This window comes from Promicromonospora sp. Populi (assembly GCF_041081105.1).
In the GTDB taxonomy this organism is placed as follows: domain Bacteria; phylum Actinomycetota; class Actinomycetes; order Actinomycetales; family Cellulomonadaceae; genus Promicromonospora.
Window position 1 is genome coordinate 1,706,807 of the sequence record NZ_CP163528.1, and the last position, 13,467, is coordinate 1,720,273.

At 69.7% G+C, this 13,467-nt stretch carries 16 protein-coding genes; 10 read left to right on the top strand and 6 right to left on the bottom strand.

Translation table 11 applies throughout. The annotated features are described in order from the left end of the window. Positions 1-33 precede the first annotated feature (33 nt). Positions 34-342: a hypothetical protein gene (locus tag AB1046_RS07635; RefSeq protein WP_369373957.1), complete on the bottom strand. Its 309-nt coding sequence runs from the start codon at positions 340-342 to the stop codon at positions 34-36. On the opposite strand from AB1046_RS07635, the gene AB1046_RS07640 reads away from it, so the two are divergent. The 5 genes from AB1046_RS07640 to AB1046_RS07660 all read left to right on the top strand — a co-directional run bounded on the left by AB1046_RS07640 (position 330) and on the right by AB1046_RS07660 (position 3,431). Next, positions 330-884: a ferric reductase-like transmembrane domain-containing protein gene (locus AB1046_RS07640; protein ID WP_369373959.1), complete on the top strand. Its 555-nt coding sequence runs from the start codon at positions 330-332 to the stop codon at positions 882-884. The genes AB1046_RS07635 and AB1046_RS07640 overlap by 13 nt on opposite strands. Further along, on the top strand, positions 881-2,110 hold the full coding sequence (locus AB1046_RS07645; protein ID WP_369373961.1) for an NADH-ubiquinone oxidoreductase-F iron-sulfur binding region domain-containing protein: 1,230 nt from the start codon (positions 881-883) through the stop codon (positions 2,108-2,110). The genes AB1046_RS07640 and AB1046_RS07645 overlap by 4 nt, the downstream gene beginning before the upstream one ends. Positions 2,111-2,117: 7 nt before the next feature. Beyond that, positions 2,118-2,363, top strand: coding sequence for a ferredoxin (locus tag AB1046_RS07650; RefSeq protein ID WP_369373963.1), 246 nt, complete (start codon positions 2,118-2,120; stop codon positions 2,361-2,363). A 140-nt stretch (positions 2,364-2,503) separates the two neighbouring features. Beyond that, positions 2,504-2,932 carry a ribonuclease domain-containing protein gene (locus tag AB1046_RS07655; RefSeq protein WP_369373965.1) on the top strand — a complete coding sequence of 143 codons (429 nt, stop codon included), beginning with the start codon at positions 2,504-2,506 and terminating at the stop codon, positions 2,930-2,932. An 88-nt stretch (positions 2,933-3,020) separates the two neighbouring features. Then, positions 3,021-3,431: a barstar family protein gene (locus tag AB1046_RS07660; RefSeq protein WP_369373967.1), complete on the top strand. Its 411-nt coding sequence runs from the start codon at positions 3,021-3,023 to the stop codon at positions 3,429-3,431. Between the two features lie 3 nt (positions 3,432-3,434). On the opposite strand, the gene AB1046_RS07665 is transcribed toward AB1046_RS07660, so the two are convergent. Continuing rightward, a complete protein-coding gene (locus AB1046_RS07665; RefSeq protein ID WP_369373969.1) occupies positions 3,435-5,594 on the bottom strand; it encodes a DEAD/DEAH box helicase in 2,160 nt (719 codons plus the stop codon). A gap of 408 nt (positions 5,595-6,002) precedes the next feature. Here AB1046_RS07665 and AB1046_RS07670 point away from each other — a divergent pair, with 408 nt between their 5' ends. Beyond that, complete coding sequence (locus tag AB1046_RS07670) at positions 6,003-7,007, top strand: hypothetical protein (protein ID WP_369373971.1); 1,005 nt, start codon at positions 6,003-6,005, stop codon at positions 7,005-7,007. On the opposite strand, the gene AB1046_RS07675 is transcribed toward AB1046_RS07670, so the two are convergent. Then, positions 7,004-7,762, bottom strand: coding sequence for a class I SAM-dependent methyltransferase (locus AB1046_RS07675; protein WP_369373973.1), 759 nt, complete (start codon positions 7,760-7,762; stop codon positions 7,004-7,006). The genes AB1046_RS07670 and AB1046_RS07675 overlap by 4 nt on opposite strands. Before the next feature lie 82 nt (positions 7,763-7,844). On the opposite strand from AB1046_RS07675, the gene AB1046_RS07680 reads away from it, so the two are divergent. The 4 genes from AB1046_RS07680 (at position 7,845) to AB1046_RS07695 (ending at position 10,362) form a co-directional block, all read left to right on the top strand. Continuing rightward, positions 7,845-8,351: a DUF2975 domain-containing protein gene (locus AB1046_RS07680; protein WP_369373975.1), complete on the top strand. Its 507-nt coding sequence runs from the start codon at positions 7,845-7,847 to the stop codon at positions 8,349-8,351. Beyond that, positions 8,351-8,578: a helix-turn-helix domain-containing protein gene (locus AB1046_RS07685; RefSeq protein ID WP_369373977.1), complete on the top strand. Its 228-nt coding sequence runs from the start codon at positions 8,351-8,353 to the stop codon at positions 8,576-8,578. The genes AB1046_RS07680 and AB1046_RS07685 overlap by 1 nt, the downstream gene beginning before the upstream one ends. Positions 8,579-8,692: 114 nt before the next feature. After that, positions 8,693-9,331, top strand: coding sequence for an HD domain-containing protein (locus AB1046_RS07690; protein WP_369373979.1), 639 nt, complete (start codon positions 8,693-8,695; stop codon positions 9,329-9,331). 77 nt (positions 9,332-9,408) lie between these two features. Beyond that, positions 9,409-10,362: a GlxA family transcriptional regulator gene (locus tag AB1046_RS07695; protein ID WP_369373981.1), complete on the top strand. Its 954-nt coding sequence runs from the start codon at positions 9,409-9,411 to the stop codon at positions 10,360-10,362. Positions 10,363-10,372: 10 nt separating this feature from the next. Here AB1046_RS07695 and AB1046_RS07700 read toward each other — a convergent pair whose 3' ends face one another. The 3 genes from AB1046_RS07700 to AB1046_RS07710 form a co-directional block, all read right to left on the bottom strand. Continuing rightward, positions 10,373-11,611 carry a DUF4041 domain-containing protein gene (locus AB1046_RS07700; RefSeq protein WP_369373983.1) on the bottom strand — a complete coding sequence of 413 codons (1,239 nt, stop codon included), beginning with the start codon at positions 11,609-11,611 and terminating at the stop codon, positions 10,373-10,375. 456 nt (positions 11,612-12,067) lie between these two features. Continuing rightward, the gene (locus tag AB1046_RS07705) at positions 12,068-12,493 is read right to left on the bottom strand and encodes a hypothetical protein (protein WP_369373985.1); all 426 of its coding nucleotides are present in this window, start codon (positions 12,491-12,493) and stop codon (positions 12,068-12,070) included. Between the two features lie 78 nt (positions 12,494-12,571). Beyond that, positions 12,572-13,405, bottom strand: a complete 834-nt coding sequence (locus AB1046_RS07710) for an HAD family hydrolase (protein ID WP_369373987.1) — start codon at positions 13,403-13,405, stop codon at positions 12,572-12,574. Positions 13,406-13,467 lie beyond the last annotated feature (62 nt).

The following is a 13,467-nucleotide window of genomic DNA, read 5'->3' on the forward strand; positions in this document are numbered from 1 at the left end:
ACTGAGCAGCACCAAGTCCCCCGGAAGAGGTCACTACATGGTTTCCCCAGCCAGCGGCCGACGCAGAGCCGCCACCACCACCGCAGCCATCGGCCTGACCAGCATTGCTGTCACCGCCGTCACCGCCACCGCTATATGGTCCGCGTCCACCCAGGCCGGCGACGCGGCCCTCGCCACCGAGTCCACCGTGCCGTCGGACACCGAGTCCAGCGCGCCCTCGGACACCGGGTCCGGAACCACGGACGACAGCACCGACAGCACCACCGGCACGTCCCCGGTGACGCCGGGACTGAGCACCGCGCCGCAGGCCCAGTCGTCAGGGTCCTGACATGGATGAGGCACTCTGGGCAGCCGGGCGGGCCAGCGGCATGACGGCCCTGGTGCTGCTGACGGTTTCGGTGGTGCTCGGCATCCTGACCCGGTCCGGCCTGCCGCTGCCGGGGCTGCCGCGGTTCTCCATCGTGCTGGTCCACCGGGACGTCGCGCTGGCGGGGACCGTGTTCGTCGGCCTGCACGTGGTGACGCTGCTGCTCGACCCGCAGGCACAGCTCACGCTCCTCGACCTGGTGGTGCCGTTCCTGGGTGAGTTCCGGCCGCTGTGGCAGGGGCTGGGCACAGTGGCGCTCGACCTGCTGCTGGCCGTCGTCGTCACCGCTCTGCTGCGCCGGTGGGTGGGCCTGCGGACCTACCGGACGGTGCACTGGCTGGTGTACGCCATGTGGCCCGTCGCGCTCCTGCACGCCATCGGCAACGGCACCGACGCAGCCACCGCCTGGTTCCTCGCGATCGCGGCGGTGAGCGTTGCCGCGGTGGCGGGCGCCGTCTGGTGGCGGTTGTCGCGCTGGTTCGTCGAGTCGTCCCGGGCCCGCCAGGAGGCGTCATGAGCACGGCGGAGACAACCGCACTCGACACGCGGCGGCGGGCACCGCTCGCCGGCGGGCAGCGCTTGTTCGTCGCCGGCGGCCAGGCCGGCCTCGCGGCCCACCTGGCCGCCTACGGGCCGCTCCCGGCGTCCGGCCCGGGAGCCGGGCTGGCTCACGAGCTTGAACTGTCGGGCCTGACCGGGCGCGGTGGCGCAGGGTTCCCCGTGGCGCGGAAGCTGGCCGCGACCGCGGCCGGGCGCCGCCCCGTGATCATCGGGAACGGTGCGGAAGGTGAGCCGCGCAGCCAGAAGGACGCCACTCTGCTGCAGCACGCGCCGCACCTGGTCATCGACGGGCTGCTGGCCGCCGGCGGCGCCCTGGCCGCCGACCAGGTCTACCTGTATCTGCGCCCAGACAGCGCGGCCCCGGTCCAGCGTGCCCTGGCCGAGCGCCCGGACGGCGCCCGCGTCCAGGTCGTCCTCGCCGTGCACACATTCGTCTCGGGCGAGGCCAGCGCCGTCGTCAACGCAGTCGAGCACAGCATCGCGCTGCCCACCGACCGGACGCGCCGGCTCAGCGAGACCGGGCTGCGCGGCAGGCCCACCCTGGTGCAGAACGTCGAGACGCTCGCCCACGTCGCGCTGGTGGCCCGCTACGGCGGGGACTGGTTCCGCGGCGCCGGCACACCCGGCGACCCCGGGACCCGGCTGGTGACCGTCTCCGGTCACGTTCCCGCCGGCGGGGTCCTCGAGGTCGGCGGCGGGGTCCGGGTCACCGACGTGCTGGCGGCCTGCCACGCCGATCCGGCGCAGGTCTCGGCCGTCCTGGTCGGCGGGTACCACGGCCAGTGGCTGCCCGCTGCCGAGCTGGGCGCCGCGCTCTCGCCGTCCGGCGGGGCCACACCCGGAGCCGGCGTCATCGTCGTGCTCGACAGGGGCCACTGCGGCCTGCGCACCACCGCGGAGTTCGTGCGCTACCTCGCCGACCAGTCCGCCGGGCAGTGCGGACCGTGTCTGTTCGGGCTGCCCGCGCTGGCCGGCGCATTCGACCTGCTCGCCGCCGGTCACCCACCCGCGGGCACCGCGGACCGGATCCGCCGGCTCGCCACCACCGTCGCCGGGCGCGGCGCGTGCCACCACCCCGACGGCACCAGCCGGCTCGTGCTCAGCGCCCTGGACGTCTTCGCCGACGACGCGGCCGCGCACGCCGTCGGCCGGTGCACCGTCGACCTGGAGAACCAGTTATGAGCCGCTCATGAGCCGCGACGGACTGCACGTCGACTGGACCCGCTGCGACGGCCGCGGGCTCTGCGCGGAGCTGCTGCCCGGGCTCCTCACCCGCGACGAGTGGGGCTATCCCCAGCCGCACCAGGACACCCGAACCACTGCACCAGGCCGCACGCTCGTCGAGATCCCGTCCAGGCACGCCGCCGACGCCGAGCAGGCCGTCGCGCTGTGCCCCCTGCTCGCCCTGAGGCTGACCGGCCGGCCGGACACGTGACCGGTCATGTGGGTCTCACGTATTGCGGCTGGACAAAGCGGACAGGTTAAATTCACCCGACGGTGGGGTCGCCGTCGGGTGCACGTCGACTTGGCGGGTCAGGATTCCCCCCGGCATTCCCAACCGAGAGGGAGATCATCGTGTCCGAGAAGGTGTCCGAGAAGAACCGCATCGTGTCCGGGCTGGTCAGTCTGCTCTTTGTCCTGTCCGCCATGGTCGGCGTCACCGCCGTCGACGTCTCCACCGCACCCGCTGCCGGGGCGGCCGTCTTCAACTCCTGCACGCACAGCGGCTGCGCGGAGGCGTACTCCTCGAGGTCGACCTGGAGCTCGCTGGGCTACCCGAGCACCCGCGGCTGGGTCAGCTGGCCGAACGGCCAGTGCAACTACGCGGGTGGTGTGCACCGCAACGCCGAGGGTCAGCTCCCGGCCGGCCACTCGTACCTCGAGTTCGACGTCACGCCGCGAGCCTGCGGCGCCGCTCGGCAGGCCTACCGGCTCATCCTGGACCAGACCACCGGGGTGACCTACTTCTCGCCCAACCACTACACCGACTTCTACCGGATGTGACCCGGTCCCCTGCGCTGCGTCTCGCCCCGGTCAGCGGCCGGACGCAGCGCAGGGGCTCGGCCCTGAGCGAGACGGATAGCCTCGGACCATGACTCGTGAACTGCCCGTGCTCATCGTCGACGGGACGCGGTTCAGCGACCTCGACGGCTTCGCCCGCGAGTTCTCCGGGCTGCTGAGCGGGTACACCTGGCGCGGGAACCTGGATGCTTTCAACGACGTGCTCCGCGGGGGGTTCGGCACCCCCGAGGACGGCTGGATACTGAGGTGGGTCGGCTCGGAGACGTCGCGGACGGCGCTCGGTCACGCGGAGACGGCCCGGCGGCTGGAGCGGCTCCTGCCCGGCGTCGACCCGTCTAACCGCGCTGCCTTCGAAGCGAGGCTCGACGACGCGCAGCGCGGCGAGGGCCCGACGCTGTTCGACGAGATCGTCGACATCATCCGCGACCACGGACCTGGCGGCCAGCAGTCGGCGGACGGGATCGTGCTCGAGCTGAGCTGAGGCTCAGATCCCCTCGGCGTCGAGCGCGTCGGTGAGCAGCGCGACCAGGGCCTCGAGCTGAACGTCCGTCGACGATGCGGCGTCGTCCTCCCCCGCCCCGTCCAGTGCCCTCGCGGCCAGCGAGGACTTGCTGTCGATCAGCTCGGCGATCTTGGCGTCGATGGTCTGCGCGGCGATGATCCGCCATGCGGTGACGGGCTCGGCCTGGCCGATCCGGTGGATCCGGTCGATGGCCTGGGTCTGCTCGGCGTACGTCCAGGACAGCTCGGCCAGCACCAGGTTGGAGGCCACCTGGAGGTTCAGCCCCACGCCGGCCGCCGTCAGGGAGCACACCGCTATCGACACGTCAGGATCGTCGGTGAAGGCGGCGATGTTCTTCTCGCGCGTCCTGGGCGTCTGGTCGCCGCGGATCGAGGCGTAGCCGATGCCGCGATCCGCGAAGGTCTGCTCGGCCTGGTCCATCACGTCGACGTGCTTGGCGAAGAACACCACCTTGCCGACGTTCCGGGCGAGCTGTGCGGCGTAGTCGGCGGCCAGCCCGGCCTTGGCCTGGCCGATCCGCCGGACCATGGTGAACACGTTCTCGCCCTTGGCCTTCGAGCTCGAGTCCTTCAGCTCGGCGGCCGCCACACGGCGGGCGAGGTCGAGGTCGACCCCGTCCACGACGACGTCGTCCACGACGGAGCTCTCGGCGCGCGCCGCCACGGCTGACCGGTAGCGACCGACCAGACGGCTGGCGAGCGCGGCCTCGGCGGCACGGATCGAGCGGCCCGCGGCGCCGTCGAGCTCGACCGGCAGGTCCGCCACCCGGCGGGCGGGGATGTCGGCGACGACGTCGGCCTTGCGGCGGCGCACGATGCCCATGTCGATCACGCTGGTCCTGGCGGCCGGGTAGAACCCCGGGTCGGCCGGGGTGAGACCGTTGTCCTCGAGGGCGGCCAGCAGCGGGCCGAGCGGCTTCGCGTCGTCGATCCAGCCGAGGAACTGCCAGATCGCCCGGAAGTCCTCGATGTCGTTGATCAGCGGGGTGCCGGTGAGCGCCATCAGCAGCGGACGGGCGGTCCGCTCGCGGATGCGCTCGGAGGTGGCGAGCACGTGCTGGGAGCGCTGGGAGCCCTTGTTCTTGATGAAGTGCGCCTCGTCGACGATCATGCCGCGGAAGCCGAGGTCGCCGAGCCAGCCGACGTGCCGGTCCAGGATCTCGTAGTTCACGATGACGACGTCCGCGAACCCGTCGATCCGGTCGCCGTCGCCGTGGACCACGGTCGGTGTACGCCGCGGCGTCCACATCTCGACCTCGTGCGCCCAGTTCGTCTTGACCACGTTGGGCGCCACGACCAGCAGCGGGTAGGCATCGGCCGCCTGGGCGGCGAGCAGTGCCTGGGCGGTCTTGCCGAGCCCGGGCTCGTCGGCGAGCAGGAAGGTGCGGTGCCCGCGGGCCGTGGCCTCGACGACCTGGGCCTGGTACGGCATCAGCTCGCGGCCCTGGGGAACGGACACCGAGCGAGGCTCGGGCAGCGGCATGCAGGCGGGCGCGCCGGGGCTCGCGTGCTCGAAGGAGCGGAAGAGCGGATCGAGCAGCTCCCAGCCGGCCAGCAGGCGGACCCGCGGAGCCTGCCGCTCGGCCGCGGCCGAGAAGTCCGGGGCGAGGAACGGGTTCGCCAGCTGGCGCGAGATCACCGAGCGGGGCACCACCCGCTTCTCAGCGCCGGGCGCCGGCGCGGCGGGCGGGGGCGGCGGGGGCTCCTCGGGCGGCTCCAGCCCGCCGGCGCGCATCATCGTCGCCTTGTACTCGCGCGCCGCGTCGGAGACCCGGGCATCCTCAGCGAGCAGCTCCAGCAGCGAGGTGTCCCGGGCGGCGATCCTCGCCAGGAGCGTCCCCACCCCGTCGAGCCGCTTGAGCTGGTTGGCCCGCTGGGGCTCGGTCAGGTCGCCGTCGGCCCTTACCCGGGCCCGCTCCTCCCGCATGAGCAGCGCGACGACCTGGAACTTCGTGCGTACCGCCTGGCGCGTCGGCGGTCGCCGCACGGCGCCGTCGACCTCGCGGGCGACCTCCGCGAGCACCGGGATGATCCCCTGCTCGGCGGGGCGCGGGGCGCGGCGGCGCTGAGCGCCGGAACCCGTCCGCGCGCGACCTGACCGGCGTTGGCCTGGTCGTGCCACATTTCCTCCTTCGTCACACACCCAAACCGCGACAGCGGCGCTACGCGCCGTGTCACGCCCACACACCCGGGACCTGCCCGACGTCGGACAGCCGGCCCGTGCGGCAGGTAGCCCGGGCCAGGACGGTCGTCCGGCCGCCGGGTCACCGCGCAGCGTCCCCGCATGCGCCGCCCGCGGCCCCCGTGCTCATGCCGATAGTGACACGCCGCCGGGTATCTCCGTGAATCACGGCGGGACACGGACGTTACCTTGCTCGATCCGTGGCCCTGCCTGATCTCCGGAGAAGCCGGAGTCTACCGCCGGACAACGGGCCCGTGCTGCCGCCCGCACCGGGACGCGGGCGACAGCGCCACCTCAGCTGGCGGCCGACGTACCAGCCGGGCGCAAATATCACCACAGGACTTATGGGTGATTAATCCGATCCGGCTGGACAAAGCCTCCGGCCGGGGTGAGCATCAATATATGAGAAACAGCAATGGAGCTGTGAATTCACCCCCGCTTGACGCAGCAGCCAGCATTCTGGCGCGCGAGACGTACCGCCATTTGCGGCTCATGCTGGTAACGCTGCCGGCGCTGATGGTCCTGGCGATCCTGGTGCTTGCCGTCACCGCACAGTTCGAAGGGTCTATCAGCGCTTACTACCTTGGTCCGATCCGAGATATCTTTGTGGGCGCCATGGTGGGCACAGCCGTGTGCCTCATCGTCTATCGGGGCTCGCCGCCGTTCGAGGACTACACGCTCAACGTCGCCGGTTTCTACGCGATCTTCGTGGCCTTTGTACCCACAGGCCTCGCGGAGAGCTTCGCCTCCCTGGGGTCCGCGGAACGGCAGGAGGCGGTAGGCGCGCTTCGCATCTCCATCGGTGCCGTCATCGCGATCGGCACAGTCTTTGTGCTGCTAGAGCGACGCTTTGGTCACTGGACTATTCCCAGCCTGCTGCAGCGGCAGGCAACCAAGTGGGTATTCAGGGTGACAAATGTGTTGGGTATCGGATTTCTCATTCTCGTTATCATCACCGGATTCGTGGACGACAGTTTTCAGGGCGTCCATTTTGCGGCGTCCGTTCTATTCTTCGTGAGCCTGGCGGCCGCCGTGGCCAGCCACGCCTGGCCCGGTCCATTCGGCGGAAGCGAACCAGGCGTGGCGGCCTATCGCATAATATTCGGCCTGATGCTCGCTGGGATTCTGGTCGGCTTCATACTCTTCCGCGTGGGATCGGATTACACCGCGCTCGTGCTCGAACTCTGGGAGATCGGGTTGTTCTGTGCCTTCTGGGTAATGGAGGCCAGGCGCACGTGGCCGGCGGTCTCCGCACCGGACGCACCGGACTCCCCACCGGACGAGCCGGTCTCCCCACCGGAATACCGGCCGATTCCGCGACACTCGACGACTGCTCCTGAAACGACGATCTAGGTACGCGACACGACCGTCCACGCCGTAGCGGTCACCTCGAACGGGCCGTCCGGGAGCAGCTCGCGGCAGCGCACCTCGACCGCCCGTCGGGCATCGGACTCCAGGCCGGCGACGTAGTCACCGGCAGGCCCCACGCCAAGGGTGTACGGCTCCCACCACTCGGCGAATCCGGCGTACGACGACGTGACGGCCAGCTCGTGGGATCGCAGGTCAACGAGCCCGGCCTCCTGGAACAGGCCCGCGAGATGTCCCGCACGCGCACCGGGAAGCGCCGACTCGTCGACCGCGTCCGGGGCGAGATCCCGGGCAGCGCGCCAGAAGGTAGACAGTGGCGCTCTCTCGCCGCCGAAGTCCCAGACGCTCGCGGCCACGGATCCGCCCGGACGCGTCACCCGGGCCATCTCCCGCAGCCCCGCTACAGGGTCGGTCATGAAGTGCACCACGAGCTGCGCGAGCGCCAGGTCGACGCTGTCGTCGTCGAACGGCAGAGCCTCGGCCACCCCCTCGCGGACGTCGACACCGGGGCACCGCGAGCGGGCCGCCTCGACAAACGGCGCGGAAGGATCGACGGCGACGACGGCGTCGGGCCCCAGCCGATGCGACAGCTGCTCGGTGACAGCGCCCGGACCGCACCCGACATCGAGCGCCCGCCGACCGGGCTGCGCGTCGACGAGGTCGACGAACTGATCCGCCAATCGCTCCGCGTACCGGCCCATGAACCGTGCGTAAGCGTCGGCCGCGACGTTGAAGGCCATGGCCCAACTCTATGCCCTAGCGCGGTAGGCATCTATCGATATACGATAGATGCCTACCGTTAATCGATAGGAGTTGGTTGCTGTGAACAGTCTTGCGACAGGCCTGCTGCGGGTGATGCTCGTCTTCATGTTCCTCGGCGTCCTGCTGACCCAGGTGTGGGTGCTCCCCGACATCTCCAGGTCGCTCGCCGACCAGTACCCGGAGGTTGCGCAGCTCCGTACGCCGATCCTGGTGACCTCGATCATCGGCCTGGCGGCAGCTCAGCTGGTCCTCGTCTGCGTGTGGCGGCTGCTCACCCTGGTGCGTCGCGACGCCGTCTTCTCGCCCGCAGCCTTCCGCTGGGTCGACGTGATCATCGCCGCCGCCGCTGGTGCCGGCGTGCTGGCCCTCGGTCTCCTGCTCTGGCTGAGCGGACAGACCGCGGAGACCGGCGTGCAGCCAGGTATCGCCCTCATGCTGATCGGAAGCTCGGTCCTCGCGGGAGGTATCGCGCTCCTCGTCGGCGTCCTGCGTTCCCTCCTTGCAAAAGCCGTCGGGCTGAAGGGCGAGGCGACCAACCTGCGAGCCGAGCTCGACGAGGTGATCTGATGCCGATCGTCATCGACATCGATGTCATGCTCGCACGCCGCAAGATGTCGGTCGGGGAGCTCGCGGAGCGGGTAGGGATCACGCCCGCCAACCTCGCCGTCCTGAAGAACGGCCGCGCCAAGGCAGTGCGCTTCACAACGCTGGACGCCCTGTGCAAGGTCCTCGACTGCCAGCCGGGCGACTTGATCCGCCACGAGCCGGAGGGCGCCGCAGACGTAGGGACCTGAACCTGAGGGGTCGCCCGGCGATGTCCGGATCTGTGGGGTAGCGGTCCGTCCGGACGGTGTGACGTCGTCGTCCCGACCGAGAGCCTGGAGGCGACACCGAACGAGGAGACGCACATGCCTGAGACCGTCGCCGGGATCACCATCCCGGACACCGAGCTCGTCCGAGACGCGACCGCACTCGTGCACGACGCCGCCGACGACACCCTCTTCCACCACTCGCGGCGGGTCTTCGTCTGGGGGATGCTCAAGGCGGCCGCGCGCGGGCTTGAGGTGGATCCAGAGCTCGCCTACGTGGGTGGGCTGTTCCACGATCTCGGTCTAACGACGGCCTACGGCACCAAGGACCGCCGGTTCGAGCTCGACGGCGCCGAGGCGGCGTACACGTTCCTGCGCGACCACGGCCGTTCGGCCGAGGAGGCGCGCAATGTCTGGCTCGCGATCGCACTGCATACGACGCCGGAGGTCCCGATGCACCTCGCGCCGGAGGTGGCAGTAGTGACGCTCGGCGTGGAGACCGACGTGCTGGGCCTCGGCCTCGACCAGATCGAGCAGTGGCAGCGCGCCGAGACGGTCGCCGCCCACCCGCGGCCGGACTTCAAGAACCGCATCCTGCAGGCGTTCTACGACGGTATGGCGGACCGGCCGCAGACCACGTTCGGCACCATGAACGACGACGTGCTCGCCGCGTTCGACCCAGCCTTCCGGCGGGAGGACTTCGTACGGATCATCCGGGACAGCAACTGGCCCGAGTGACACTCTTCTGGGCGTGCTTGAGTGGGCCGGGCGAGGCGTAGGTCTCGCCGAGCACGATCCGACCTGGGGGTGAGCCGGTGGCGACGAAGCGAAGCGTCGTGTTCCTCGTGTTCGACGGCATGAAGATGCTCGACGTCTCCGGCCCCGCCGAGGTCTTCGCCGAGGCCCGCACGTTCGGTGCCGACTACACGCTGAGGTACGCCTCGGTGTCCGGGGAGCCGGTGCTCACCTCGATCGGTACACGCCTTTCCGTCGACGTCGCCGCTGCCGCGCTGGGCGACGTCGACACCCTCATCGTCTCGGGCGGGGACGCCCTCGTCGGCCGGCCGATTCCCCCCGAGCTGACCGACGCTGTCCGCGAGCTGGGGCCGCGAACCCGCAGGCTGGTCTCGATCTGCACCGGGTCGTTCGTCCTGGCCGCGGCCGGTGTGCTCGACGGGCGCCGCGCCACCACCCACTGGCGCCACGCACCCCTGCTCGCCCGGGCGTACCCCGGCATCGAGGTCGAGCTGGACGCGCTGTTCGTCGAGGACCGCGGCGTCTTCACCTCGGCCGGGGTCTCGGCGGGCATGGACCTCGCGCTCGCGCTGGTCGAGCGGGACCACGGACCCGACCTCGCCCGCGACGTGGCCCGCAACCTCGTGATGTTCATGCAGCGGCCCGGCGGCCAGTCGCAGTTCTCCGCGCCGCTGGAGCTGGCCAAGCCGCGTTCGCCGGCCCTGCGGGCCGTCGTCGACCTCGTGGCCGCACAGCCCGCACTAGATCACACGACGACGTCGCTCGCCGCCGTCGTCGGTGTCACGCCGCGGCATCTCGCCCGCCTGTTCAAGGCCGAGCTCGGCATCTCCCCGGCTCGGTTCGTCGAGGACACACGTCTGGACCACGCCAAGACGCTGCTCAACGCGCGGCACGGCGTCACCGAGACGGCGAGCGCCGCCGGGTTCGGCAGCCCCGAGACGATGCGGCGGCGCTTCGTCGCGCGGCTGGGAGTGTCGCCGAGTCAGTACCGGACGCGGTTCGGCGCCACGTGAGGCGCGACCATTACGGGCTCTGCTGCAGGGCTGAGCTTTGCCGGTACTCAATCGCCTCAGGGATCTCTTCGAACTGCAGCACGTCACCGGCTAGGTCACGAAGTTGCGCCAGCGCCTCGTGCGGAGTTGCATAGAAAAACTCGCGTCGCAGATTGATGCGGTTCACGCGGCGATCGGCCAAGCGACGATGCATCTCTGCCTCGATCCCGACGGCGTCGTTAGCGAAGAAAAGTGAGTGGACGTCGAAGTTGAACGGGACGGAAGCGTCCCCCAGTTCCCGGACTCGGTCCATCGGGTCAAGGCGGCGAGTCATACCGACCTTGATCATGCGCTCACCGAACGCCCCGAGGTTCGAGATGACGTACACGTATCCGGCCCGGTGATTCGCCGCACGATAGTCCACGTCTTCGATCTTCTTGGCCACGTCCTCGATCTGCTCGGCCAACCGGGCCGCACCTTCTGCGTCGCCGTTGGCAAGCAGCGCCGCTCTCACGTTCTCGTAGTGCTGGCGTTCTTTCTCCAGCTTCTCCTTCTCACGCTCAAGCTGCTGCTCAACTTTCCGCTCCTCGCGCAGCCGTGCCCGCTCTTCCTTCTCACGTTCCTTTTCGTCGGCCTGCTTGGCTAGGAAGTCCGCGGTGAGCTTGAGTTCCGCGACTCGCAGCCCGTGGTACTGGGGCGCGATCGCGATCTGCATCGACGCCCCGAGCTTCGCGATCAGCGCCACGGACTTGTTCAACTTGTCCAGACTCGCCTCCAGCCGGTACGGCCTCATGCCCCGAACCAGAGCATCAGCCTCACCGTTGTAGGCACGCAGCATCAGCTTCGACGTTTGGGTGATCATTCGGGTGCCCTCGGCCTTCGAGCCGTTCACCGTCCAGCCCTTCACCCCCGTAACAGCTCCACCGTCCTTCTTGGCCATCTCCTTGATCCGGACCCGAATTGCATCGAGGCTCGCCCGGTAGGCGTCGGCGTTCTCCAGCGGATGCTGATACTCATAAATACCGACCTCCTGCAGCAGGAGGGTCTCCTCCAGCTGCGCCACCTGAGACTTCAACAGCACCGTCTCTGCCGCCAGAGCATCGCGCCGGGCAGTCAGCCCGCTAGCCTCCGCGGCGAACTTGTCCAGCGATGCTGAACGGCTCTGCTCCTGCTCGCGCTCTTGTGCCTGGAACAGTTGCTGCGCCGAAAGCCGTTCCGCCTCGATCTGGATGGCGTCCATGGCACCGACCCGCTCCAGCTCGGCACGCAACGCGGAAGCCTCAGCCCGCAACGAGTCGACCTCGGTACCTAGCTCACGAGCCACCCGCCGCGCACCGAACATCGGCACCTTGCCTCGGGCTGGACCCGCGTTCACTGGTGCAGGGCCTGACGGCGACTCGGGCGCTGACGGCGGCGGCGCGGAGACAGTCACAGGCGCGGGAGGCGCGACCGCTTGCACCACCACAGGGCTCGGAGCACCCACAGGTACCCAGAAGACCCAGTCCTGCGGTGCCGCGGGCCACGACGGGTCCGGCTTCCATCCCGGCTCGGGCCTCCAATTCGCGGGTGGTATCGGCCAGCCTGGAGGTGAGTTAAAACGAAGATCCTGTGCCATCTCGGTTCCCGTCCGTCTGCCACATCGGCAAGACCCGACCGCAACGCCCTCATCGGCGGCAGCCGACGGCCACCTCGGCCGACAGATCGGCAACGATCTCCACTGCGAAGGCTACGAGCCATACGCAATCAATGCGCAGGTCAGAGCCCCGCTGACAACGGAGTCACCCGGGTGAACTCGTCGGACAGCCCCGCGGCAGGCCAGCTGGTGCCGGCCGGCGTCGGCGGTGATGACCTCGACCCGGCCGCCCAGGCCGATCTGATCCAGGCCCGCCGTGGCCCGCGCCGTGACGCCCTGGTCGATGTCGACGGTGACGCTGACCACGTCGCGGATCGCGTACGGCAGCTCGGCCGGCGTTCCCAGAGGTGCGAACGCCTCGCGCGGGACGGCGCGGAAGGCGGCCTCGATCGCCGGATCGTCGAGCATGCCCTCCTCGATGAGCTGGTTGACCATCCGCCCGCGGAGCTCCTCGGGGCTGGGCTCGGGCGGGCCCGATGCGTCAGTCGGTTCTGCCGCGGCAAGTTCGGGCTGGGTCATTCAGGCCTTCTTACAGGTTGCATGGGCGGTCGCTATCCAGGATCTTGCCCGTGCTGTTGATCGGTGTCGCGGCATCGCTTACACGCTGAGTGCGTCGAGCGCGCTCGCGGCACCGTGTTGGTCGAGAGTTCCGGTGACCCCGTCCGCCATCTCGCGCACTCGGGCGGGCGCATGCCCCATCGCGACTCCGTGTGCGGCCCAGCGAAGCATCTCCAGGTCGTTCTCTCCGTCGCCGATTGCGGCAGTCCGCGACGGGTCTATGCCCAGGTTCGCCCGCACCTTCTCCAGGGCAGTCGCCTTGCTCAGGCCCGGTGCAGTGACGTCCACCCAGCCCGGTTCCAACAGGAGCGCAGTCAGACCTGCGGCGCGTACGGGGCCGGCCAAGCGCTCGACACCGGGCCCGCGCAGTACCAGCCGGGTCGTGGACCGCTCCCCCAGATAATCGGGCGAGACGATCTGCTGGGCGCCGTTGAGCTGCCCCGTCGGGAACAGGTGGGTGACGTCGTATCCCCACCCGACTCGTTCAGCACCGATCTGAACGCCCGGGAACATGGCACGCGCTAGCCGCACCACCGGTCCCGGGTCGAAATTCTGCACGTCCTCCAGCTCGTAGCCGCGCAGTGCTCGCTGGTTCAGGCGTGCGGTGATCGCACCGTTGGAGGCGATCACCCACCCGTCGGTCAGGCCCAGGATTCGGGCGATCGGCAGAACTCCGACCAGGGATCGGCCTGAGGCTAGGACCACGTGGTGCCCGGCGGCCCGGAAGCGGGACACTGCGTCCTGCACCGCGTGTGCGATCTGCATGGTGCCCGATGGCGCAAGGGTGCCGTCGATGTCGAGCGCGGCCAGAACCGTCCTGCTCTCCGAGATGCTTGTGGCCGCACTATCCAGCCTTGTCGCCTCCGATGTCATGCCACCACGGTCTCCCTCAGGCAAGCCAGGAACTAGATGCCTGCTGTCGCCCTGTCTGTAGG